At 35.1% G+C, this 24438-nt stretch carries 30 protein-coding genes and 1 pseudogene; 3 read left to right on the plus strand and 28 right to left on the minus strand.

The genetic code is table 11. From position 1 onward, the window contains the following. Nucleotides 1-105: 105 nt before the first annotated feature. Nucleotides 106-242 (plus strand): annotated as a pseudogene (locus CFK37_RS20475) (NAD(+)--rifampin ADP-ribosyltransferase); the annotation flags it as partial. A gap of 53 nt (nucleotides 243-295) precedes the next feature. On the opposite strand, the gene CFK37_RS18960 reads toward CFK37_RS20475, so the two are convergent. From CFK37_RS18960 to CFK37_RS19035, 16 genes are all read right to left on the minus strand, one after another. Continuing rightward, entirely contained in the window at nucleotides 296-1159 is an 864-nt protein-coding gene (locus CFK37_RS18960) for a hypothetical protein (protein ID WP_089063343.1), read from the minus strand. Next, complete coding sequence (locus tag CFK37_RS18965) at nucleotides 1140-2099, minus strand: WD40/YVTN/BNR-like repeat-containing protein (RefSeq protein WP_089063344.1); 960 nt, start codon at nucleotides 2097-2099, stop codon at nucleotides 1140-1142. Before CFK37_RS18965 ends, CFK37_RS18960 begins: the two co-directional genes overlap by 20 nt. Before the next feature lie 80 nt (nucleotides 2100-2179). Further along, nucleotides 2180-2653 (minus strand): peptide-methionine (S)-S-oxide reductase, encoded by a 474-nt coding sequence (locus CFK37_RS18970; protein WP_089063345.1) that lies wholly within the window; start codon nucleotides 2651-2653, stop codon nucleotides 2180-2182. Between the two features lie 319 nt (nucleotides 2654-2972). After that, a complete protein-coding gene (locus CFK37_RS18975; protein WP_089063346.1) occupies nucleotides 2973-3503 on the minus strand; it encodes a tubby C-terminal domain-like protein in 531 nt (176 codons plus the stop codon). Between the two features lie 127 nt (nucleotides 3504-3630). Beyond that, entirely contained in the window at nucleotides 3631-4140 is a 510-nt protein-coding gene (locus CFK37_RS18980; RefSeq protein WP_089063347.1) for an immunoglobulin-like domain-containing protein, read from the minus strand. 255 nt (nucleotides 4141-4395) lie between these two features. Next, nucleotides 4396-4902, minus strand: coding sequence for a DUF1648 domain-containing protein (locus tag CFK37_RS18985; protein WP_089063348.1), 507 nt, complete (start codon nucleotides 4900-4902; stop codon nucleotides 4396-4398). Nucleotides 4903-5042: 140 nt separating this feature from the next. Then, complete coding sequence (locus tag CFK37_RS18990; RefSeq protein ID WP_089063349.1) at nucleotides 5043-5357, minus strand: 2-acyl-glycerophospho-ethanolamine acyltransferase; 315 nt, start codon at nucleotides 5355-5357, stop codon at nucleotides 5043-5045. Nucleotides 5358-5385: 28 nt separating this feature from the next. Then, nucleotides 5386-5850 (minus strand): hypothetical protein, encoded by a 465-nt coding sequence (locus tag CFK37_RS18995; RefSeq protein WP_089063350.1) that lies wholly within the window; start codon nucleotides 5848-5850, stop codon nucleotides 5386-5388. Nucleotides 5851-5903: 53 nt separating this feature from the next. Further along, complete coding sequence (locus CFK37_RS20750; RefSeq protein WP_425445394.1) at nucleotides 5904-6026, minus strand: DUF3953 domain-containing protein; 123 nt, start codon at nucleotides 6024-6026, stop codon at nucleotides 5904-5906. A gap of 250 nt (nucleotides 6027-6276) precedes the next feature. After that, on the minus strand, nucleotides 6277-6741 hold the full coding sequence (locus CFK37_RS19005) for an NUDIX hydrolase (protein WP_245837268.1): 465 nt from the start codon (nucleotides 6739-6741) through the stop codon (nucleotides 6277-6279). 105 nt (nucleotides 6742-6846) lie between these two features. Continuing rightward, a complete protein-coding gene (locus tag CFK37_RS19010; protein ID WP_089063353.1) occupies nucleotides 6847-7509 on the minus strand; it encodes a hypothetical protein in 663 nt (220 codons plus the stop codon). 86 nt (nucleotides 7510-7595) lie between these two features. Continuing rightward, entirely contained in the window at nucleotides 7596-7820 is a 225-nt protein-coding gene (locus CFK37_RS20480) for a hypothetical protein (protein WP_089063727.1), read from the minus strand. A 60-nt stretch (nucleotides 7821-7880) separates the two neighbouring features. Continuing rightward, the gene (locus CFK37_RS20250; RefSeq protein ID WP_172840537.1) at nucleotides 7881-8042 is read right to left on the minus strand and encodes a hypothetical protein; all 162 of its coding nucleotides are present in this window, start codon (nucleotides 8040-8042) and stop codon (nucleotides 7881-7883) included. 843 nt (nucleotides 8043-8885) lie between these two features. Further along, complete coding sequence (locus tag CFK37_RS19025; protein ID WP_089063355.1) at nucleotides 8886-9917, minus strand: S66 family peptidase; 1032 nt, start codon at nucleotides 9915-9917, stop codon at nucleotides 8886-8888. 373 nt (nucleotides 9918-10290) lie between these two features. Beyond that, complete coding sequence (locus tag CFK37_RS19030; RefSeq protein WP_089063356.1) at nucleotides 10291-10758, minus strand: GNAT family N-acetyltransferase; 468 nt, start codon at nucleotides 10756-10758, stop codon at nucleotides 10291-10293. A gap of 142 nt (nucleotides 10759-10900) precedes the next feature. Then, entirely contained in the window at nucleotides 10901-11575 is a 675-nt protein-coding gene (locus tag CFK37_RS19035; protein ID WP_089063357.1) for a GOLPH3/VPS74 family protein, read from the minus strand. Nucleotides 11576-11985: 410 nt separating this feature from the next. On the opposite strand from CFK37_RS19035, the gene CFK37_RS19040 reads away from it, so the two are divergent. Beyond that, nucleotides 11986-12279, plus strand: a complete 294-nt coding sequence (locus tag CFK37_RS19040; protein WP_089063358.1) for a hypothetical protein — start codon at nucleotides 11986-11988, stop codon at nucleotides 12277-12279. Nucleotides 12280-12409: 130 nt separating this feature from the next. On the opposite strand, the gene CFK37_RS19045 is transcribed toward CFK37_RS19040, so the two are convergent. The 3 genes from CFK37_RS19045 to CFK37_RS19055 all read right to left on the minus strand — a co-directional run bounded on the left by CFK37_RS19045 (nucleotide 12410) and on the right by CFK37_RS19055 (nucleotide 14670). Further along, nucleotides 12410-13093 (minus strand): hypothetical protein, encoded by a 684-nt coding sequence (locus CFK37_RS19045; RefSeq protein WP_089063359.1) that lies wholly within the window; start codon nucleotides 13091-13093, stop codon nucleotides 12410-12412. Beyond that, on the minus strand, nucleotides 13080-13586 hold the full coding sequence (locus CFK37_RS19050; RefSeq protein WP_089063360.1) for an RNA polymerase sigma factor: 507 nt from the start codon (nucleotides 13584-13586) through the stop codon (nucleotides 13080-13082). Before CFK37_RS19050 ends, CFK37_RS19045 begins: the two co-directional genes overlap by 14 nt. A gap of 577 nt (nucleotides 13587-14163) precedes the next feature. Beyond that, complete coding sequence (locus CFK37_RS19055; protein ID WP_089063361.1) at nucleotides 14164-14670, minus strand: hypothetical protein; 507 nt, start codon at nucleotides 14668-14670, stop codon at nucleotides 14164-14166. 516 nt (nucleotides 14671-15186) lie between these two features. Between CFK37_RS19055 and CFK37_RS19060 the strand changes: the two genes are divergently transcribed. Beyond that, nucleotides 15187-17496, plus strand: a complete 2310-nt coding sequence (locus CFK37_RS19060; RefSeq protein ID WP_089063362.1) for an ATP-dependent DNA helicase — start codon at nucleotides 15187-15189, stop codon at nucleotides 17494-17496. 184 nt (nucleotides 17497-17680) lie between these two features. On the opposite strand, the gene CFK37_RS19065 is transcribed toward CFK37_RS19060, so the two are convergent. From CFK37_RS19065 to CFK37_RS19105, 9 genes are all read right to left on the minus strand, one after another. After that, the gene (locus CFK37_RS19065; protein WP_089063363.1) at nucleotides 17681-18286 is read right to left on the minus strand and encodes an undecaprenyl-diphosphatase; all 606 of its coding nucleotides are present in this window, start codon (nucleotides 18284-18286) and stop codon (nucleotides 17681-17683) included. A 115-nt stretch (nucleotides 18287-18401) separates the two neighbouring features. Then, nucleotides 18402-18923, minus strand: coding sequence for a GrpB family protein (locus CFK37_RS19070; RefSeq protein WP_089063364.1), 522 nt, complete (start codon nucleotides 18921-18923; stop codon nucleotides 18402-18404). 1256 nt (nucleotides 18924-20179) lie between these two features. Continuing rightward, entirely contained in the window at nucleotides 20180-20368 is a 189-nt protein-coding gene (locus CFK37_RS19075) for a hypothetical protein (protein ID WP_157724903.1), read from the minus strand. A 350-nt stretch (nucleotides 20369-20718) separates the two neighbouring features. Beyond that, the gene (locus CFK37_RS19080) at nucleotides 20719-21351 is read right to left on the minus strand and encodes a type 1 glutamine amidotransferase family protein (protein WP_089063366.1); all 633 of its coding nucleotides are present in this window, start codon (nucleotides 21349-21351) and stop codon (nucleotides 20719-20721) included. Between the two features lie 75 nt (nucleotides 21352-21426). Then, complete coding sequence (locus CFK37_RS19085) at nucleotides 21427-22389, minus strand: helix-turn-helix transcriptional regulator (protein WP_089063367.1); 963 nt, start codon at nucleotides 22387-22389, stop codon at nucleotides 21427-21429. Nucleotides 22390-22629: 240 nt separating this feature from the next. Then, entirely contained in the window at nucleotides 22630-22842 is a 213-nt protein-coding gene (locus tag CFK37_RS19090) for a PF20097 family protein (RefSeq protein WP_089063368.1), read from the minus strand. Between the two features lie 200 nt (nucleotides 22843-23042). After that, nucleotides 23043-23567, minus strand: a complete 525-nt coding sequence (locus CFK37_RS19095; RefSeq protein WP_172840577.1) for a GNAT family N-acetyltransferase — start codon at nucleotides 23565-23567, stop codon at nucleotides 23043-23045. A 173-nt stretch (nucleotides 23568-23740) separates the two neighbouring features. Then, complete coding sequence (locus CFK37_RS19100; protein WP_245837404.1) at nucleotides 23741-23860, minus strand: ClbS/DfsB family four-helix bundle protein; 120 nt, start codon at nucleotides 23858-23860, stop codon at nucleotides 23741-23743. A 49-nt stretch (nucleotides 23861-23909) separates the two neighbouring features. Further along, entirely contained in the window at nucleotides 23910-24401 is a 492-nt protein-coding gene (locus CFK37_RS19105; protein WP_089063369.1) for a DUF4188 domain-containing protein, read from the minus strand. Nucleotides 24402-24438 lie beyond the last annotated feature (37 nt).

Here is a 24438-nt window from a genome sequence, read left to right on the forward strand (position 1 = left end):
TGGAAATTTAATAAATATGTTTCACTGTCTCCCACTAGCACAAAACCAGCACAAATAAAGATTGATCACAACTTAGTTTATCAAACCAAGCCTTTGACCAATCTTTCCTATACGTCTAAATCTCCTTTGAAAGTAATAGCTGAATTAAGTTCATGGGAAAGATATTCCGATGAAATATAAATCATATGATTACATCTTTAAAAAAGTTACGTGAACAAGGAAAAGCCGTAATATACGATTAATCCTTAAAATTAAACCCTTTACTCGGATTCACCCACACATTAACTGAAATATTCTAATTAGAACCTTTATAGCGAAGTATTATCGGCTGACTGTCTCCCATCGTTGCCTTATATAAACTAATAGTTCCTACCGTTTTTTCAGAAGCAGCGGAATGAACCTCAAAATTTTCATTTAACGAAATGGTCCAAACGGCCTCGTCATTTTTCTTTAAAACAACAGCAAGTGTACCAAATTGATGTATACTGTCCCAGTCAAATAATTCACTTTCACCGTTTTCAGTCACAGTAATTCCTTTTGTGTCACTTATTACCTCGATGTTATTGCCTTGCCATTTCCCGTGAATTTCTGCTCCAACATAATAGTAGGAACGGCCACTGCCACGGTCCCCATACGTACCGACGTATTGCTGAATAGTATTATCTGCTGTTTTGTAAGTAACAGCCGCAACATCTTTAGCTAACCATTCCACTTTAAATTCTCCACTAGTTTCATATGGCAACTTTTCTTTTGGACGGGCCAGAATACCATAATAAGATCGATAGTAAACGGCATTCCCAGTCTCTGTATTTTCTTTAATAGATAAAACATGCTTCCAATCAGGCGATACACTTGTAATGTTTTTGATTTCCTGGTTACTGCCAATAAGCATAACAGCCTGAACAACAATGAAAACCACCACAATGCTTGTTAGAACAATTTTGAAACGCTTGGTCAATCTAAGCAGAACCAAAACAGCCAGCACTAAAGAAAAAATACAGAAAATATTTATTATGTAAAATAACCGATTGTCAATATACGTTGCTTGGAATTTCGCATCAACGTATAGAAATCCCAACTGTACACAGAAAGCCGCAATTGCCAAAAGGAATAGGATCCAGCCAATTATTTTCGTTAGTTTACTGATATGCTGTTTCATTTGGCTGTACCTCCTTTGAGAACTCCCATGTTTTACCGTTGTCCTCAGAAATAAATTTTCCCTTCACTTCCCCGCCTGCATAATCACCATTCGGACCTTGATTCACTACAACCGCCAAATGGCTTTTCTCTTTCACCGGAACTTCTGCCTGAACAAAGATTTGATCATACTTTTTCGGAATATGAAATACTGCATGTGCCCACGTTTCTCCGCCATCTTGTGTCACATAAACATTAGGTTCTTCAGGATTAATCGTTCCATAGGATAAGAATCCTGTTGTTTCATCCACAAAGCCACCAGAAGCAATTAATCTTGTTGTTGGTGGTTGCTTTGTAGCCTTCCAGGTTTTCCCGCCATCATGGGTTAGATAAACAATGGAATATTCTTGTGACATGGTCCGGTCGCCAGATAGGATGATATAGCCGAATTGATCATTCAGGAAATCTATCTTTCTGAATCGCATGGCTGGAAATGGCTTGGTAACTACAGTTGTCACCCAGGTTTTCCCTTGGTCTAGTGAATAGGTTACTAAAATTCCCTTTTGATCCCAGCTAGGTCCTTTCGAATATAAAAATGCAGCTCTTTCTTCTGTAAGGACATAGCTATTTTCAATCAGTTCTTGTTCACTTCCGTTATATTCGCCCTCAAATAATAGATCCTTTTCGACCGGTACTTTAATCCAATCCTTCCCTTTATTGAAGGTAATGTTTAGCTCGTTATTTTGTAAAGTGTATGTAATCGTATCATTCCTGTTAATCGGCTGTAACTGCTCAGACCGAGGCTGTTCCAAGTTATTCTGTGAATTTTGGTTATCCTGCCCCTTGTTTAGCTGTCCCAGTTGTGGATATGTGACTTCATTGACATTTTGATGATAGATTACTGTAACGATAATTAAACCGATTAGTATAGCACCCGCTGCACTTAGTATAAATTTTTTCATAAGGATCACTCCTCTTCTGGTAACACAGGCGTATTTTTACTCTGCGCCACTTACGCCGTCGGTTTGCCTATGTTCAATCGTTAGACTTTATATTTGCTTACTATTTCTTCTGGAATATGACAGTAATCATTTGGATATCTAGTTAACCTGTCTTGATGTTCCGCTGCACTTCTCACATAGTTTGTAAGGGGTAATACTTCAACAACTATCAGGTCATAATCATTTCTCTTACTAAGAAACGCCCTCGCCTCCGTTAAGTGTTCCGGCTTTTCACTATATATTCCTGTTCTGTATTTCTCGCCAACATCCTGTCCTTGTTTATTCAAACTGTATGGATCAATGATTTCAAATAAATATCCCATTAATTCACTGATTGTTACCTCCGTCGGATCAAATCCTGTTTTTACACATTCGGCATACCCATCATAATCACCCTCAAGTGTATGACTTGTACCGTTAGCTCTTCCGGCTTCTGTAAATTTAACCCCAGGTAAAGTTTTTATAAAGGCTTGTACTCCCCAGAGACATCCACCTGCAAGATATACTACTTCCATATTGTTCTCTCCCTCTGTCATATCCCATATATTGCTGCATTTATGTATTCCGTCAGTGAAATTTTTATAATCGTGGAACGGATAAAAAATCATCCTACCCAAAATGGCAGAGAATTCCTTATTTCTTTCCTTTCTTCGTCTTTCACCGCTAACACTTTGACAAGTTTTTTCAAATTAAAATCCTCTTTTGCTAATAGACTTTTTATTTCTCTAACGTTGATCTATGGCAAAGACTCCACAAACCTTATGCCACCCTCAGGTCCTAATGTCCCTTTAATTTAATATAGAGGAGCAAAGATTGATATAATCCAGGTAATTACTAATAAATCAGATTCATTATGTAGTATATTCCTAGTAACTCAACAGCTGACAAATCATTAGTTTTAACTTTAATACCCAATGATGGTGGGGTTATTTTATCTATCTTAATTTCTGCACAAGTATTATAATCATCATTTAAGTAAATTTCACAAGTACGATTAAATATATCTTTTTTAAAAATATATTCTTTATTATTTTTATAATATAGCATGCGGGGATTTGTACTGATTTTCGTTTTGTCTTCCAATAAAAAAGTGCTCTTTTTATTAAAGTCTTTTAAATGTACATTCCATTTTAATTTAATCAAGTTCGATTTAAAGGACATCTCTCTTATTTTCACATCGTACTCGCCATCTTCACCATTAATATTTCTAGTTTCCAAAAAGGACAATGGTAAATAATTTATAAACTTATCCCAAGAGCTTTTATACTTTCGCTGAATAAAACCAATTTGCACACCAGCTGAATCATTAATTGTTATTGGTTTATCTAAATACTTTCGAAATGGTAAAACTGCAAAAAATTCCATAGACACACAACCTTCATTTTCACACACAGTAAATTATTCCATACTGACCAAATTTGGGAGACACGCACTTATTTAAACAATGCGTCCGTTAATGGCAAAGTTTATTAACCACCTATGGGATTGAATTTCAATCGATAATTTGAAACTCAGCCCCCAGTATTATTGAGCCAATTTTTTTGACAATACGATATCTTCCTTCAATCAAACGATAATCCAACATATCCATTGAAACTTGACCTTTGTATATCTCCCCTGTTTTCAATAATTGGGCAATCATAATAAATCCGACATTCGGTTTAAAAGGGACCACATACCAATGGCCTTTTATATATTTTTCAACACGGTATTCCATTCCAATTGTTTCGGTCGTGGTTCCAAGATTTTTAACTTTAAAGGGGATTGTGTCAACTGAAGCAGAAAACTTTGCTTGGGGCAGATACAACTTGACATAGATGTTTTGTTCATGAACTTTATTTGACAATGTTCCATATTCCGATTCCTTTATTAACCTCTTTTCTTGTTCATCATTCAATCCACAACTGCATGCCAAAAGGAGAATTATGACAGAAGACAAACTGATTTTCGCAAATTTATCCATCGTATCCCCCTTGATTTTGTTAATAACCGACTTACTCAAAAACTACCCCCTGTGATTTTTAATAGACAGATATCTTTATCTAATCATGTCAAATTTCTGTCACTTATACAATATGTTATTTCAAGAAAACATCCCGCATATAGAAAGAAATTGTACCCGATTATTCAGTCTTTGTGACCATTTTCAGAGTAGATACAAACTACCAGCGGAACATTTATTTACTTTTTTAATTGTTTAATCCCTTCTTGGTAATCGCGCCCATTTAAAGAAATAATAATTTATTGTTTTCCGATATCATTTTATCTTCTTATTCCCCCTTACTACTATCACAATTGGAATACCCAAGACGATAATTGCTATCGGTAAAAACAATACTCCAAAACCATCACTCCATCCTAAGGCTATCGAAACTGATTCAAACAGAATTAAGGCAAATATGACTAGACAGATGTTTTTTAATCGATTAAGAAGTTTTCGACTATTTAAGTAAAACTGTTTCGCGTTGGATTTATTAAATCGTTCGGGATAATTGTGAACCTCAGGAAACCTTTCAAGAGTTTGCATTAAAAGGAGTATGAACACCCCGACGCCGGGTAAAATTAAGAGTTCCCACTTTGAACCCCATCGGTCTACTTCGCCAAGGGCGTTATAGTGTCCTGGAACTTCTTCCGGTAGCATTCCCCAAATAATGGTCAAAAAAATGATTGAGCCTAAATAAATCGAATAACCCATAATATCCAAAATCCATTCACTTTTTGTCTTTGGCACTTTCAGCTTAGGTCGTTCCCATGAATTTGTCATGTTGATCTCCTTTACTAAAATTTTATGCGACTGAACTACTTAAATTTTCCATTCTGCAAAATATCCCAATGAATGGAAGAACACTTTTTTCAAAAATGGCGCCCATTTGAGGAAGACTACCCTCTTTAATTAGACTTTGATTAAGGTGGATTTTCTGAAAATTCTCTAATAAATTCCAAAATTAGACCATAAGCAACGAGACTGCCTGGCAATAAATTTATAATTAAAGCAAAAATCCTTTTAGCTAAATTTTCTTTACTGAACATCGAAATAATGCTTAAAGGAATGCCAAACAGGGAAGCAAGAAATGCAAGTAATGCAAAGACTCGTATGATAGATTCCACGCTCTCATCCAATCTTATTGATATGTATATGTATGGTATTATAAAAAGAATTACTGCCAGTGCTATAAAGAACGAGATTTTCGTGAATATCTTTAGATTTTTCCTTCCCAAAAAATTCCTCCCTCCTTATTTATCGTTTCTAGAAATCTATGTCCAAAAGCTTTTTTATTTTTTTTAACAATTGAGGATGCTTTTCTTTTGTAACACGTAGTGGATGCTGTGAATTAAAACCATCATAAGGAAAGGCAAATGTACCATCTTCTAAAATATAAAAAGCGTATGGCATAGGTTCACCTGTTGCTTCAAACTTTTCCTTTTCACTAAATCCAAGTGTATAAGAGTTTTGTGATTCCATTTCACGAAAGAAATTTTCATTTACCATTTCCTTAACCTTTAGTCCTTCTACCATAGATAACACATTTTTTATTTTATCTTTATCTCTAACAAATTTGGTCATTTCTTCCTTGGCTATATTATCTTCTACTTTTTGAATAAATAATGCGTTTGCCATGCCCTTGTCTTCAATTTTTATAGCTTCTTTATTCCCTGAACAAGCGCTAAGCAAAAGTAATATGATCATTAAAGGTACAATTTGATATTTCATATGATTCTCCTTTTCCATGTTAGGAATAAGCGCTTGATTTTTAAACAATTTTTTTAAAATAGCTTGATTATCAGTCCAGAAATAACTATTATTCCAGTAACTATGTTAAAATAGCCAACTTTCTTATTATCTTTTTTTACATTTTCGACCCCAAATAACAGAAACATAATAGCCACAAATGTCAAAATAACATTAAAGGGTACTTCAATCCTACCAACAAAAAAAATGATAGAATGTGGAACAGGTTATAATGATGGCAATAATTATATTCACTTTGCGTAGTAGGTTCATATACTTCCTCTCTTTTTAGAAATTTCCTTTCAATTAATCCGCTTATTGAACAATAAGGCGCAGCCCTTATTAGACAGTGCCCTTCGTATTGCTTACCATGCTCAACTAGCGGCATATTTTTTGTGCATCAAAAACCTATGATATTTTGCTTAATACTCTGAAAAGCCCTTTGTATAAAAGGATTCTAAAATACGATACTGTTATTGAGTCCTTTACAATTATATCTTTATGTTTTAGGTGGTTTTTAATTTGTTTTTTTCTATTTGGAATCATAAGCAAAGGTAATTTATGAAGACTAATCCACTTCACCTTTTCTGTTTCAGGACCATTTTCAATTGGTGAACCACCTTCTAGTTCCCCTAAGAATAAATGCTGCATATCATCATATTGAGGTTGATAGTATTCTCCTATTTTTCGCTTAACTGAGATAATATATCCTGTTTCCTCTTCCGTTTCTCTTATTGCACAATTCTCTAATGGTTCTCCTTTTTCCAGGGTTCCACCCGGTAAATCCCATAAGGGATAATCTTTTCGCTTGGCTAACAAAATTTGACCTTCTTTATTTATAACAATAGTAAAGCAGCCTGATGTTTCAGCCATATTAATTATTCTCCTTTTAAAGTATACCGCCGTATGTCACTAGCTTTCACTCAAGTAAAATCAAAGTATCGTGCATATCCTTAATCCAAATTTTCACCCTATTGCTCAATTACCATCATTAAGCAATTTGATGTACTTTATGACTTTTTGATTGTCACTTGGATCAATGTACGCTGTCTTTGTATTCTCATTAATAGTTTGATAGACAGCTTTGCCAGCGGGATTCTTGCCGTCCCAACGTAAAGGAACTTTGTATACATTAATCGTACCATCCCCATTACTGCTATAAGTCACTGATCCATCTACCAAGCGTGAACCTGATAACTGGACAACGTCTTCCGGATAATTAGCACTCGTTTCGTCGTTAGGATTGAGTGGTTCACCTGCTAAAATATGCCGAACATTCAACTCATTTATATCCTGATTCGGCCCAAGTTCCAACCAAACACGAGCGTATTCGATTTCGTCAGAAGAATAGTGAGACAATGCGTTATTCTCTTCGCTTTCTATGGCCTCGTTTGATCCATCTTTTTTTGTTTCTTCTGCAGAAGTTTCATTAGAACCGTCCGTTGTCAATTCTCCCTCCGATTTATCTTCTTTTTTATGTATTTGACTGTCTTCTTCCGTATTGTCTTGCAGATCTTCATTTTTCGTTTGGCCCTCGGTTGTGTTGTCATTTTTTCCGCTTAGATTATCTTCATCACTACAAGCCATAAGCAATAATGTTGTTATAAATAAAATCATCATTACTAGTAGCATTTTTTTCATAGCTAATTCCCCCATTGCAAATATTGCTGTTATCTAGTTTAGTAAGATAATGAATAAAGCTTTAACGCCCGTTTATTTGGATAAGGTCAAACTCCGTATGTAAGAAGAAGAAAACTAGCTAACCATAGAAAAACTGCAATCTGGGTTATTAGATACATAGCATGTTCAAAGACAGAAAGTTTTCTTTCCCGTTTTGTCTTTTTCAAATGTCTATAAAATAAAAAAGAACATAGGAGAAGCACTGCTATAGACATTTCATAAACGTTTTCCAAAAGATTAATCACCAGAGTCCTCCTTCGCACCTTATGCATAGTCAACTTTACAACGTCACTTGCTTTAATAACTTATATCAATTATTGTGTATCGTAGTCCTACCGTTCTCTCTTTTCAACAAATAATAATATTAGTGTTGCCAATGGACCAAGTACAAGAGAAAGCAAAAACCAGTTTAATCCAGTCCTATTCTTCCCTTGTGCAAGTGCCGCATTTATCAAGGCCAATGTACCCCAACCTACAAAATATTGATTATCCATTATCTCTTCTCCTTATTTTATTTAACTATCCTGCTCAACTAGCACAAGAGAGGATTATCCTTATGTTACAAATACACCAGTTAGTTTAATAACCTTTTTAAGTTTATGATAATTTCTTATAAAACCATATACAAAGAAGTCCAATTGCGATTGCCGAAGACGGAACCACTATAAACATTCCCTTCGCAATTAGCGAAATTATAAAACCAATGATACCTGCTATCAATATAAACCAACCTAGAATTAAAACTACACTTAAAATAAACTCTATTATGCTTTTCAAGAAAATCCCCCAGGTCTTATAGCACATTGAACTGCTTATTTTTTCGATTAACCGTCCTGAAACCCTTTTAACTATGAAAAAATAGCCAAGTTTTTTCTCCTGTTCTTAACATCTTCAATCCCAAAGAACACCAAAGCCAAAAACGGAAAACAATATTCAAAAATAAGTCAAAAAAGTGGTAGAACGCAAAACAAATTACCACGATAGCAAAATTATATTTATTTTATTTAATATATCCAAATCCTTCTCCTTCCTTATAAAAATATCCTGTTCAACTTTCCTGCAGCGCTAGCACAAGAGGCATCTCTGCTTGTATCAGAAAAGCACCAGCTACTCAAAAAAGTAGTCACTTTTTTGGCTTTCTTTTATCGTATTTATTCGTTTATTTTTAAGGCCTAGGTTTGTGCTGCATACAACATCAATCAAACCGAATAAAGATTGTAATATTCTACTTACATCCTTAATAAACCAATGTATATTTACACCAACCGGTTAACGTTAACTTATTATTTTTTGAAATCGCACCCGTTTGAGAAAAAATATGTCGATTGTCGCTTACCTTACTCAACTCCACTTTCTAATATTGAGAAGGTTCTATTACAACAATTGATTTCTGCCTTCACACCGTACGGCAGGATGAATTTCGGCTCGGTATGGCCAAAATTCATGTTATAAAGAATAGGTAAGTCTTCCAAATTACTTTCCTTCATAACCTGCAGAATGGCCTCTTTATAAGCTTTATAATATTTTTCGTCCTGTGGTTTGCCAAAGATAATTCCATTTGTCATTTGCAAAATGCCCTGGGCAGCATAGTTTCGCAACCAATATTTTATAAGATCAGGTTCCGGTTTATCCTCCGAGGTCTCAAAGAAAAGAATGCTATCCTCCCAATATTTCGTTTCCGGCCAAATTTGAGTGCCTTTCGCAAATTCTAGCACGTCGATACAACCACCAATTAGCCTTCCTTGCACAACATCCGAACCTTGAAGCAGTTCATATCCTGAATTTGGCTGCGTGGTACGTCGCTGGTTCTTATTGACCTCATCCCATTCCAAACGTTCGCTAGTCCATTCTTCAGCCGGATTAACTTCACCAATAATTTCATTCGAAAAGAGAGTACGTCGAACCATATCAACTGTATATCGATCCATCTCAACGTTTTCGGCAAAATCAGTTAAAATGGCTGGCCCATAAAAAGAAGAAACCCCCGCTTTATGACAAAACAAGTGAGAAATCGTTATATCGGAATATCCCATAAATATTTTAGGATTTTCCCCTATAACTTTAAAATCAATGTATGGAAGTAATCGGATGCTATCATCACCACCAATATTTGCAATGATTCCCTTAACACTCTTATCTTTAAATGCCGTCATTAAATCCTCTGCTCGTAACTGTGGATTTGCATCAAGATATTCTTCCCCCTTTAAACTATTAGGCATCGAAACAACCTCTAGACCAAAAACATTTTCTAACCTTTTTATACCCTGCTCGTAGCGCCATTTAAGATTCGGTTCACCGGCCCCTCCCCAAGAAGGACTTATAGTAGCCACTTTATCTCCACGATGTAATTTTTTTGGTTTTGTTAACAATTTAAATCCGCCTCTCTGATTCTTGTATTAATTCCAACCAAGGAACGTGTTCTTTATTTCTAGTTTAGTAACAAACTGATCCTTTTACGAAAAAATCGCGAGTATTAACAAAATTGTATCAGACTTTTTTACAAATTATCGGATTTTAATTAATTTTCAAGACCAAAATCATAAAAAGTTATAAAAAATAAAGGGCGATACATATTTCATGACTAATATGTATCGCCCTTTTACTCCTTGTTCCGCAATCGCACTTATTTAAAAGGCACATAATTCACCGTATGACTAAGTTATTCCGATTAATGACCCGAATCCAATACAATCTTGCTCAGCTATAGCGCTCGTTAACAAAAGAACCTAACAGCTTGTTTTTTTACTTAGCGCATTCATACTTCATCTTCAAAAACTCAAAACGACTACCATTTGTATCCTGCATGTAGGTTTCCACAGATTCAAATCCTGCTTTTTTATAGACCTTTATAGCTCTCTCATTAAAAGTAGCAACGGAAAGCGTTATTTCTTTAGGGTTATATTGTGTCATAGCATAATTCATTCCAGCTTCAAGGAAATTCAGACCCATACCCTTTCCGGTTAATTCAGGTTTCATTCCCAACCCAATTTCAACGGAAACGTCTCCATGTTCAAAATAAAAGAACCCTATTTCATCATTACCCTCTTTGACTATGTAATAGCTATCCCCACGTTCTTCGGGGCTCAATAATTCAGCCAAATCCTCCTCATCAGCCGCAAAATCATAAAAAGAATATTCTCCTTCATATTGCCAATTTGACGCAATATTTTCTGCTTGCTCTTGTGACATTTTATTAAAAATATAATCCATGATGGCTCCCCTTTCTGTGCTCCAGTGGTCTCTATAAGTCTATCATTTTCTTATTTTGCGGCATTCTGGTTCACGGCTACATCATTTGCTCATCGATTTGTTGTATACTTCGTTGATAAACACAATATCCCCTAGCGCTCCGTCAATTAGTAGTGATTGTACTAACCATGACAACTGTTGTACACGCAACGATTACAGCTGTTTGCATTTCTTCAATGGAAGTTTTAACAGCTTTACCGTAATCATTATTTTTACTGATCCTATCCAAGCGTTTTGTTGCCTCTTTCCTTTCATCTTTTGAAAATATTTCATCGACAAGATTACATGATTTGATCAAACTTAATAAAATGGCAGTCCTTGCATTCGGCTTCTCGTCTCCAAATAAACTTGCATGAACCCTGTTTCGAATTTCCTGTTCAGGTATTTCTTTGTCAGTCGGATAAGTGCTCTGATGAAAAATCCATAATACCTTTTTTTCCTCTTCCTTTAATACACCCTTTTCCACGAGTAACTGTATCATGTCTTCCCTCATTTGCCCCATTTCGCCACTAATACGATTAATCCAGTTATCAACCTTCTTACTTTTATCAGATTGTTTTATTTCGATTAATACCCGATCAAGAAACGTTACTCCCGTTTTCTCTTCATTAATGACAGTAACCTTATTATCATTAAGTTCGATACGCTCCAAAATTGTCAGCTCCGCAAGAATAGCCCCTGCTAATCCATAATGTAAGGAGTCAGAAGCCGAGAAAACAACAGTCCCCTTCTCATCGTCCATAGCAAGCAATAATAATTCCTCAGCAATAGTAAACATTGATTGGCCTCCTGTTTGCAATTATATTAGTAATACGGAAGATACAACCTATTTGTTTCAATATATCTATATATTAACCGGACTATTATCAGGTCAGGGACTGTGCGAAAAGGGCAAACCACCCGTTAAAGGAATTGTATTGAAATGAAGTCCAAAATCATTAAAACCGATTTCAATGTTTGCGGTTGTAGAATCACCGAATTGGATACAGTCCACATTCTTTCTAAATGCATGACACTTAATCCGCAATATAGTAGTAGTTTTTATTATATACACCATTGTCATTGAATTCACATAATATTAAAAGTATACTATATATAAACACTTGAAGAAATGCAGCTTTTCATTCTAAGGTTGCATTTTACACTATCGTAAAAAACATCCCCTATTCCAAATTGGGAGGGAAATTTATGTGGGATATCATTATTGCGATTATTATCCTTTCTATCATACTCTTTGGTCTCACTCGTCTCCTCGGTTATAGAAATAAGAATATAACGATAGAATTGGACAATCGTTATTCTAATCTTACTGAACATGCAAAAGCAGTTGTTCATGAACTGGAACGTCAGGGAAGAAATGTTAAATACAGGGAGAATGGATATTTTCTAATTGATGATAGACTCTATATGGTCCATACACGGAATGCAGCAATGGGTGGGATTCCGCTTCAAAGAACTGTACTAGTACCAGTAAAAAAGTAATTTCATTGTACGACCAATAAAAAATGATAGAAGGTCGAATACAGGCCGACCTTCTAGTTTGACACTTCATCCATCACTATACTAAGATAACGGACTTCCAACTTCACACCAATAATTGTGAAAAATGTATCTATTTTTTGAGCAAAGAACCTAAAAAGTCATCAATACGAATTGCCATACCTTCTATTTTATGTTCCTCATTCATATTAGCTTCTCCAGTAATCATCTCAACCTTGGATGATTCACTACCTTGCTTTTGGTATTGCAATTCTACAGTAAAATCATAAATTATCTCTTTTGATTCCGACTTTTCATACTCGATATTTTTTACCTTTAAGTTGTAATCATTTCTCTTCGGTATAATCATTAATGTTGAACCGTAGCTATTTACAAAGTTCAGGTAGGAAGTATCATCTGCAAAGTAATCTCTATATAGTTTTTCTTCATATTGGACTAAATCTTCCAGTCCCACGCCTTCTGTCATTTTTTCCACTTCATCTTTTGGACCGGTAAGGGCTTTCTCTAATACAGCTTCAATTGTCTGTATATTTTTATCATGGTTTGTTACGTTATCACTGGGCGTTGGTTCCGAACTAAAAGGGAATCCACTTAATCCAAGTGCAACTATGATGATAATACACGCAAACGTTGCTACATATGGAAGAACAATTTTTAAATTTAATCTTCTCTTCTTACGTACTGGCTTAATCTGCGTCCACATTTCTTCCTTTAATCCTTCCGGCACTTTAATTGAATCCATTTCCTTTGTTAAGTGTTTCTTTAAACGTTCTTCTTCCCGGTTATTCTCCAACACTGTTTTCACCTCCTAATTGATACTGTTCATATAATTTTTGTTTCGCACGGAATATTTTTGATTTAACGGTTCCTAATTTAATAGAAAGTCGTTTTGCAATTTCTTTTTCCGTTAAACCTTCCATATATTTCAAAATCAGTATCTGCTTGTGTTCAGGTGGAATGTTATCTAAATAACTTTCTAGCTCATCTTTCGTGTAGTCAAATTCATCTGAATTTGAAACATGGTTTTCTTCTTTAAACTCATATGTTTTTTGTTTTTTATTTTTATTGTAAATATCAATGGCTGTGCGTGTAGCAATAGTAGTTATCCAAGCACTAATTTTTGATTGCTGTTTAATTTTCCCGAGGTTTTTAAACGCTTTTATAAATGTATCGTGGGTAGCATCTTTTGCTAATTCTTGGCTTCTCAAGATATAATAAGCTGTTTTATACACCTTTTCAAAATAGCCTTCATATATTTCTTTTTCAGTTGGCTGACTGATTTCAATCACCTCCCTTTATATATACAGACCCGATAACACTCCGGAAAGTTCCACTTTTTTACAAAAAAATAAAAAGGTGTTTTTCTTTGTTCTCATTTGCTTCCAGCAGCAACATTTTAAAGGAAATGTACGTTAAGGCAGCCAATCACACTAATTGATTAGATAAATGTCCCAACGTTTATATTTTTTGTCATTCAAACCTTTTCTCCTTTAATAAAATGCTTCTTCTAACACTCCAAGGGGATCTTTCCTTTACTTAATAAAAAGCCCCCCTACCAAATTTTACTTAGTATCCGGATCAAAAAAGAGGAAAGGTGGTTATATTTGTTTCTAATCGCATCAGTCAGTTTAATAAAGCCTTTTTAAAATTAATGATAACTTTCTGTAATTCTTGAATTATGGAATGTAACTTTTAATTTTATTTTGCGTATTTTTCATGATATTTTGCATGTGAAATAAATAGATTGAGCCTAATTTCTCTTTCGTTTGAAAGGAAATTAGGCTTTTGTTGTTCTACAATCGCGGCCGTTAAATGAACAATGATTATATTGATGGAAAACACTAAATTGAAATCTATAATTTAGAATTAGTTATCATATATTAGTTGATAATTATCATCTTCTAATTCAATTTTAACAATATCAAAATCTTCGTACCAATCACCTTTTTGAATCACCCTTTTGATTGTATCCAGCCAAAACTCATGCGAAAATTCTGCCTTATAATTGTCACTTGAATTCAAACTATTATTTAATTCTTTGAGATACTCTGCAGCGAATTGAGGTTTATCATTCCAAAATTGATTGATGTTCCCTTCTATCCAAGAATCAACATAATTTTTTTGCTCTTGTTTATCCAACTGTTTGATTCTTTTAGGATATTCACCAGTGAAATCATCGAAAAAAGAGCCTTTATCGTCTTTATAAAAATCCTCAAGTAGGCCACTATTGACCACAAATTCTGAGATGTGTTCCCTAATAATTTCATCTCCTACTTGATTACTAGCAAAAACATCAAAAGCCTTTTCCTTGGAATCCGCTTTAACAATTGCAAATATACTCTCCCCACCATGAATTGCATATAATTTACTCAAAAATAGGCCTCCTTCGCTTTTATCTTCAGTTTTCATTGTGTCTTTTTGAGCATATAATGTGTAACATTACCTTACAGTAAACGGAGCTTGTTCTTGACAAGTGCCCTATTATGGTATAAAGATTCATGCTAATGGACGCGTAATTTAGTATTTCTTGATACAGTTCATGCCAGTCATGGTAGTAATCAGAAACTGTCTTAGGGTCAATAAAAAGTCTTTGCGATGCTTCATACTCACCTGCAAAACTATGTAATTTTTCGATGTCCATACGATAAAACAACTTTAACCTTGTGTGAATTATACTATTTTCCATAACTTTATTTCCAGATTCCGAAACAAACGTTCCCATTCACGTGATAATTATCTATAAACATATTATAATTGGTTATGGGAGCAGAGAACAAATGAATTTCCTGCACAGGCGAAACCTAGATTTTTAGAGTACTTGGCTAATTGTGTAAAAAAACAAAAGGTAAGATACTACCCTTGTACATAGAATGGGAATGAAAATTTGATATGACTAAACTAAAAACAGAAGGCGCGAAACACCTCCATCTGTCTGCCAGGGGACTCGTGGAATATGTATTTCGAAGTGGCAGTATCGAAACTGGCTTTCGTTCGACAACACCACTGGTTGATGGTACCAAAGCACATCAAAAAATCCAGAAAACCTATGGGAAGAACGATCAGAAAGAAGTCTATTTGCAAACGAAGATTTCGTACAATGATATCACCTTTCAAATCGATGGGCGCTGTGATGGGCTGCTGAAAAATGATGACGGCCCTTCTATTGTTATTGATGAAATTAAATCGACATCCGGACCATTGGACCTGATCACAGAGGAAACGTATCCCGTGCACTGGGCCCAGGCCTTTGTGTACGGTTATATCTATACGACGGATAACAATCTGGAAAACATCACAATCCAACTAACATATGTACACCTTCAATCAGAACAGCAAAAGAAGTTCCAACGAAAAATGACACGCCAGGAATTGGCTGACTTCCTAATGGATATGATTTCCCAATATACTCCTTATGCCAAATTGCGAATGGAGCTTCTGGAAAAAAGGAATGCAAGTACAAAGAAGTTGGCATTTCCCTTTGACAATTACCGCGAGGGGCAGCGTAAACTTGCTGGTGCTGTATTTAAAACGATTCAAGAGAAAAAAACACTGTTTACCAAAGCGTCAACTGGTATCGGCAAAACCATTTCAACTATTTTCCCCGCTGTAAAAGCAATTAGTGAAGGGCATCTGGAACGAATTTTTTATTTGACTGCCAAGACAATCACTCGTACTGCAGCCGAAGAAACTTTCCGAATTCTGCAGGAAAAAGGCCTTCAGTTAACGGTTGTGACGATTACAGCCAAGCAAAAGATTTGTTTTCAGAAGGAAGTGAACTGTGATAAAGCAGAATGTCCATTTGCTAACGGCTATTATGACCGCATCAATGGGGCTGTTTTGGATATCTTGCAACACGAATCTATACTAACAAGGTCCGTGATTGAAACATATGCCCGCAAACACACGGTTTGTCCGTTTGAGTTTTCACTGGACCTAGCGTATGCGGCGGATGTCGTGATCTGTGATTATAATTATATTTTCGATCCAAGGGTTTCCCTGCAGCGCCTGTTTGACGAACAAAGGAAAAAGACAGCACTGCTAATAGATGAAGCACATAATCTGGTGGACCGTGCCAGGGAGATGTATTCAGCAACGGTGAACAGAGCGGACTTTCTTGCCTTGTATCAGGAATATAAAGCGAGTAAGGAGGTTATTGCCAAATCGGCCAAAGCTGTGAGCGATCACCTACTTGCTAAAAAGAAACAGAACCAAATACCAGAAAGAGAACTAGATGGAAAGCTGGTACGTGCGGTTAACGCATTTGCTTACGATGCGGAGGAAGAGTTGAGGCACGGTGGTGATGCTGATGAGTTGTTATTGAATACGTACTTCGCGGGACAGTCGTTTGTAAAAATTGCGGATTTGTATGATAAGCGATTTACGAGCTACGTGACAGTCGAGGGCGATGATATCGCGTTGAAATTGTTTTGCCTTGATCCATCCCATCAGCTCAAACGTATGGGTAAAGGCTTCCGCTCGAAAATATTCTTTTCGGCAACATTGACACCTGCAGGCTATTACATGGATTTACTTGGAGGACAGGAAGAGGACTATGTTCTATCTATCCCCTCCCCTTTTGAGCGGGAGTATGCCGAGGTGATCATCCAGCCACTATCGACAAGATTTCGTGACAGGGAACGCACGCTAGATCCGATGGTTGCCTTTATCACAGATTTGCTGGCAAAACGAGAGGGTAATTTTCTAGTATTTTTCTCGTCCTATACTTATATGAAAATGGTGTATGAGCGATTTGCCATTGCAGCGCCAAAAGTGCAGACCATTGTACAACATGGACAAATGTCTGAGATTGATAGAGAAGTGTTTCTAGAGGCATTTGAGGAAAAAGATGATCGAAAGGAGCGTCTTGTTGGTTTCGCTGTCCTTGGCGGTATTTTTTCCGAAGGTGTCGACCTAAAAGGAAACCGGTTGCAAGGCGTGATCATCGTTGGCGTGGGTTTACCACAAATCGGACTGGAACGTGATATTATCAAAGATTATTTCCAAGCAAACGGACACCATGGCTATGATTACGCATACGTCTATCCGGGCATGAACAAAGTGCTACAAGCTGGCGGCAGACTCATCCGCACCGATACAGACCGTGGCACCATCGCACTTATCGACGATCGCTTCCTTCAGCCGAAATATCAGACAATGTTACCTTATGAATGGCAGCACTGGGTGCAATCACCCCGCTGATCCATTCTTGCATGAAAGGGAAAAATGACGAAAAAACACTACTATGCTAATAGCCTAGTAGTGTTTTTCTAAGATGGAAATGGTTAAAGAAAGCAATATATTAAAATGGTTCCTATGGGTGGTAGTACAGGTTTTATCGAACCAGGAAGTACGGATTAACGCCCTTTTATTGTCTTCCAAAACATTAATGATCCCTAGATCTTTTTCCGGAAGATAATATGTATCTTTCTCCTTTCTCGTAAACCTTCAACAATTGTTTAATAAAATCTATTCTTGGTACAATCAAGTAGGTGATAAATGCTGCTATAATACCTATCCCCCCACCTACAATAACATCAGCTGGATAATGAACACCTACCCATATACGTGAAAAAGCTACTAATGAAGCTAGTATGATCCATACAAATCCAAATCTTTTTCCAAATAACCAGAAGGAAAAACAGAAGGCAAAAAATAAAATAGTATGGTCACTTGGAAAGGAGTTATCGATAGAATGTTCTATTAATTTATTAACATTAGAAAGTGTAGCAAATGGTTGATTATTTGAATGAAATAATCCTGCCAGCTTCCCTATAATTTCGGCCAGAACAAAGGCTATTCCGGCGCTGATAATCATAATCCGATTCTTATTATTTCCCCTGGAAAACCAAAACATGATGACACTTAAACATAGAAAATACACCATATATTCTGCAATAAATTCGAACACTGGATTTAAATATGTATATTGCTTGCCTAAGTCGTTAATCGCTCGGAATAAATTAACATTTTGTTGTTCAAACAAGTCCATATAGATATCCCCCTTTTTTGATTCTAATAAGGAAAATATACTCTATTCGCTATTCATAAGGTATCGACTTCCCTTACATTAAAGTGACAGCTTTGTAAGACTTCTATTATACAGTTTAGTTCACACTCCTGCTATACCAATGAACTGCCTTTTTCTCCAACTTTTTAACAAACGCATCTTTACCGTCCGCATAAGAATCAATGTCACTTGGGAACTGTTTAGCCAGGTTTTCTTTTAAATCCCCATACTGCTTGGCGTCTTCGGAGTGTGTTCGCAGATAGTCTCTAACTGCTAAATGACGATCAATATCACCCTTGTTATCTACCTGAAAGACGTGTATTTGATGCGTTCTATTATCCCCACCTTTTCTGAAATACCTTCTTCCCTTTATACCATTTTCACCCAATGATTCGTAGCCAATTTTCGCCATTTGCTCTGTAAGCGAATCGACTTTTCCAATATGTTTTACTACTGGCATAATATCAATAATGGGTTTAGCTTTTAACCCATTAACAGAGGTACTGCCAATATGGTGGATGTCAATTAATTCATCACCAAAAATAACTTTAATACGGCGGGATTCTTCTTTGAACATTCGCTCCCGTTTCTCATTATGTTCCTTTACCTCGACCTTCATAAAACACCACATCCCATTCTTAATTTATTTTGTAATACTTAAAAATCCTATAATTAAAGAAAGTGAATGGAAGCACTTTTGTTCAGTTACTGCGCCCATTTGAGTAATATTACATTTCTATAAAAGGTTAATCATTCCCGATAAGGAGGATTCAGAGATAACAATTTAACATCTATGATTTAAATAATTTCAAAGTCACATAGGTTTAATAAGCCATGTTGACTTAAAAAAGTCATACTTTTACAATAAAAGGAAATAAGAATTGAAGCGTTGACATGGTTGAAAACTCTTCTCGTATAAAACCCAAAAGCACATTAAACATTTTAAATGTTACTTTAACATTTCTATTGGTAATTGGTTTCCTATACAATACTTTTTATAATTCTTTTACTCTACAAATTGAAATTGTTGGACAGTTGGGATTTTGGTTAGCCTTTCCTTTGGCGTTCGCCGTGATTGCGATAAGCATTGCTTCTTTAATAGATAAAAGGGGATCAACAATTCTTTATACCCTTCTATTATTGATATCCATTACAATACTTGTTGTAGATTTATATAATCTAATAATTGTTAACAAGCCCTAGTTTTCTTATTCCAGAAAAGCGTCCTTTTTCGCAAAATTAGGCGCCAATCCTTATTCTGGAAGTTCGCCCTATTCCGGAATACCAATATGTTTAGCAACGGCATTTAAAATGAAACTGAAACTCTTCAACTAACAATGGTCTGACTAAAATAAATAAATATAATCAAATACTTTAATATCTACGGAATCCACATAACGAATATTCTCCTTCAAATCCCATAATTGAATTTCAGATGTCTCGATTAGATTGAGCCTAATTTCTCTTTTGTTTGAAAGCGAAATTAGGCTTTTGTTGTTCTACAATCGCGCCCTATTGTGTTAAATCATGATTACACTTTATTCAATATAAGCATCAGTTAACTTAATAAGATCTTTTTTTATCTCGGTTTCATTTAATAGCAAATACTAATGCAATTAGTTCACAAATCAGTCCAACTAACCACCCGAAAAGAGGTGAGTATTCAATAAATTCCTTTAATGCAAATCCACCAGCTATAAAGAAGTACCTAATAAAATAAATACAATTGCTAATTTCTGATTCCTATTTATTTTTCTCTCCCCCAGTATAATAATTTACTTATATAAAACTCTACCGTCCGTTGGTGAAAGATAAACCGCCTAGCAATCTTCAATAAAATGGCCCTTTAAATGATTGCGGGGAAGTATTGAATGATTAATTGCTTACATAAAGAAAGATGATTACTAGCAATAATATCGAGGATCCCAAAACAGTGCTTACAGTTTTATTATAGCTCTTATCCTTCTTGGACTCAGGATTGAATTTGTTCCATCCTAACTTAATAATCAAAACAAGCAATGCAACTAGTAAGATATTTAAACCCGACGCTTCAAATAATGCCATTATAACTATACTCACCATTCCTATTACTTCAAAAATCAAATCACCCACACTTAGTTTTTGACGACTTTGATTATAATCCACTTTTTAGCGCCCTTTTGCGGAAGAAAATTTCACGGTTTACTTGGTTAAATTAAAGGACTTTATTTGCCCAATTCCTGAAGATCATTCCATCATTTATTATCAAAGAAAAAAGCCTAACGTTGTTCAATAGATTAAAAAGTCTGGATGTTGTGCTTTCTAAGTTTTTACTTCCCAAACATTTTTAACTAATATACAAAAACCATGCTTTGACATCGTCTAAAGCATGGTAATTTTTTAAACTAATATAATCTGCTAAGTTGCTTTTTAGCTCATCCGTTTATTGAATTCATTAACTGAAAGAAGTATTCAGGTTTATGAGTTTTATTTAGATTATACCATGAATGCAATGTATCTGGTGCAAATACATCTAATTTTTCCAGTACTTCCATCGTAAATTCCAAAGGGGCTACTCCTGATGCAGTAACCAAATTCTCACCAGATACTGCAGGTCTCATTTCATAAAATTTTTCTCCTTTATAATTAGGACAAACCATTTTAAGATACTTTAAATCATTGCTTGTATGCTTTCTTGAATCTAGGTACCCAAAATTCGCTAGTCCCTCAGTTGCACCACAAATTGCAGCAACAATAGTCCCAAACTTTAAAGCATCGCCTATTTTTTTCAAGATAGGTTGATGGATATCTTCTCCCCAAGTATTCCCTCCAGGTAAAACTAAAAGATCTTTACTCTCAAGAGTACACTCTTTCAGGGAAATATCTGGTTTTATGTTCAGTCCTCCCATCGTAGTAATGATTTCTTTATTAGCGCCTACTGTAATTACTTTGAAAGGTGCTAAATCCCTTTTGAAATATCTTCCTGAGTTTAGTTCAGCAATTAAATATCCATATTCCCAGTCTGACATTGAATCAAATACATAAAGATAAACTTTTTTTGCCTGCATCCAATAACACTCCCATCACAATTGATATAGCCTATTATAATATAACTTCCCTGACAGCTAACGTCAGGGAAGTTATCATTTTTGATGAAATTTTATTAGATCTGACAGAACTTCAATAATTCTTTTCTTAAGACTTATTGGCTCAACAATTTGAATTGATTTACCATACGGCAAAAGTAAATAAGGTACATATGTATACATCATATCTTTTTCAAGATGAAATACTGCTTGATTTGAAGTCCGTTTTTGTAAATAATGTCCTAAAAACCAATGTTGGCAAATATCACCCAACGTCCTTGTATTTCCATTAATAACTAAAGAAATAATCCCCTCCTTATCTTCTATAGTAGGAAGGAGGTGTTTCATAAAAAAGTCACGTGCTGAAAAATTTTCTGGCCTGTTAAACTTATTTTCTGTTAGCATTAGACTTTCAATTCGATCTACTCTAAAGCTACGGATGTCATTCCTAAGATGACAAAATCCAATCACATACCACTTATTATTCCAATATATAATTCTGTACGGATCAACCAATCTATACTTTGATTGCTCTTCGCCACTTTTATGGTATAAAATTTTTACAGAGTATCCGTTAGCTACGGCCGGCTCCAATTCCTTTAAGAAAGGTTCCATAGAGAGGGAACTTAATTGCCTTATTACTTCAAGACTAGTTAAATGTTGATTTATCTTTGTTTCCTGCTCTTGATTTGAATATTTTCTTAGCTTTGAAATAGCCCTATTTAATGCTTCACTTCCATAATATCCAGCTTCTTCTGCAAAAATAGCAGCGTGAAGTAGCGAGGTTTGCTCCTCAAAATCAAAAAAAAGTGGGGCTTCAATAAAATTATTCAATAAAGTGTATCCACCGTTATGTCCTGTGTCTGAAATTATAGGTACACCACTTGTTGAAAGTGTATCAATATAACGATACACAGTTCTTATATTTATCTCTAACTTTTCTGAAATTTGTTTTGCAGTAATTTTTTCACCTGAACTAAGCATCCATAGAATTGCTAGCATATTGTCAATTTTAGGCATACAGCTCCACCTCTGCATGGAATTTGTTTCCATTATATATGTTTAACTGCGATATTCTATAATCGGCCCGTTAATGGAATATTGTTATGTTACTTTTACCATAAAATCACCCTTTGGACAATGTATATCCAAAGGGGTAGAACGGTTCAACTTTTTTATAAACTGTTACCACGGCACTTAACATCATTTCTAAGAGTCAGCAATATTAATATGTATAATTTCTGATGTTAGTCTAATAATTCATTTGTGTTTAAAAATTACTAAATTACATTTTTCACATCTAAATGCTGGTATTTTATTTATTTTAAAAATTGCATCATTTGTTAATTCTTCACTCCCATAGGTAGCGAAGACTGAATCAGCAGATTCTGACCAACAAATTCTGCGAGAAGAAAAAATATACCCCTGCTTTACCTCATTATTACATTCAGGACATCTTATAGTATCGTTCATATGTAGTCACGCCACCTCTCGCTTTTCCTTTTAGTCATCTACTTTTTTATCCCAAGCATCACTATTATGCTTTGTTAAATCCATTATTCTTCCCCCCAATAGTAAAGAAATAAACCTTCTTATAATAATGGTTTAAGTACTCCTTAACACTCTGGCCCGATTGAAACCTAACCCCTGTTCCACAATTGCACCCGTTTGTTTTACTGTGGCAAAATTTTATTGGTCCATAAATAGTTTACAAATTTTAATACCTGGCCATTTATTTCAAATTCTTCACCATTGGATTCCGTTTGCTCAAATCCGTTTTTCTCTAATACTTTTTTGGATGCTATATTATTGGTTGTTGTTTTTGCCTTAACCTGTTTTAAATCCAGGTCTGTAAAAGTTTCAAGTAATAATCCCAATGCTTTTTTAGCAACACCTTTTCCTGTATGGGATTTTCCCACTCTATAACCAATATGACCTGAACCTTGGGATTTTTCAATGTCCACTAAGTTCATCCTGCCAAGAATTAAACCATCTATATTTTTTATCAAATAAAAATGTGATAACCCTTGGGATTGTTCATCCAGTAAGGCTTTATTCCTTTTTCGGAAGATATCAAAGTTATAGTAGACATTCCCACGACTTGGTACCATTTCCTCAAAATAAGCCCTGTTTTCAAGTTCAAATTCAAATAATTGTTCAAAATCTGCTTCGTGTAATTTCTCGATAGAAATATCCATAATCATCACATCCAGATCAATATTATTTTTCACATAACAAGGAATATCCTGCAACTAGCCTAATATTTGGCCTAATAATCACCAACTTGGTAGTTTATTAATTTCCGACAAAATCTCTTGTGCAATATCCCTAACGTTTACTTTATAAACAACCTAGCTCTTTTCTTCCTCTTTTATAACCTTTGCAATATCTTCACATTTTTTATAGCCCAAATATAGTGTTTAGAGGTGTTTGCTGCAAAATAACTATATAAATTACTTGTTTTTGTCCACTTATAGTATTTTTTTGTCATGATTTCTTCATTGGTATGTAATTTAATTAGTTCCGTCACCCAATATAAGTTATTTAGAACGTTTAGTTACATCTTTCAATCGTTTTCTTGCACCATTTGAATCATTTGTAATTGGAATTTGTGGAAGAGCCTTAGCTAATCCGTATAAAGGCATGTTTCCATAGACAGATTCGTAGTTTTTCTTTTTAATTTGATAACTTTCATGATAAATGCCAACTGCTTTATTGTTCCCGACCTTTCGATTAAAATCTCTCCACGCCGTTAAATGCTTTTCTTCTCTGGCATACGCTAAAAGATCTTCCATGGAACGCCAATATTGGATCATGACAGTAGTTTTCAATCCAAAGAAGCTTTCCATAGACAAAAATCCAAGCTCATCCTGATATGTATACAATTCTTTAATCATCGGTGGCATTGCAGTAAAAACCGGAAACCATTTATGAATAGCAAGCCATTTATTGATACGCATCCCAATAATGAAAACTACAATATCATTATCATTTTCTGTTGTATAACGACCAGTAAATACTTGTTTCCCCATTGTCTACCCTCCCCTGATTGCAGAAGAAGCCCACATA

The sequence above is a fragment of the Virgibacillus phasianinus genome, from assembly GCF_002216775.1.
In the GTDB taxonomy this organism is placed as follows: Bacteria; Bacillota; Bacilli; order Bacillales; family Amphibacillaceae; genus Virgibacillus_F; species Virgibacillus_F phasianinus.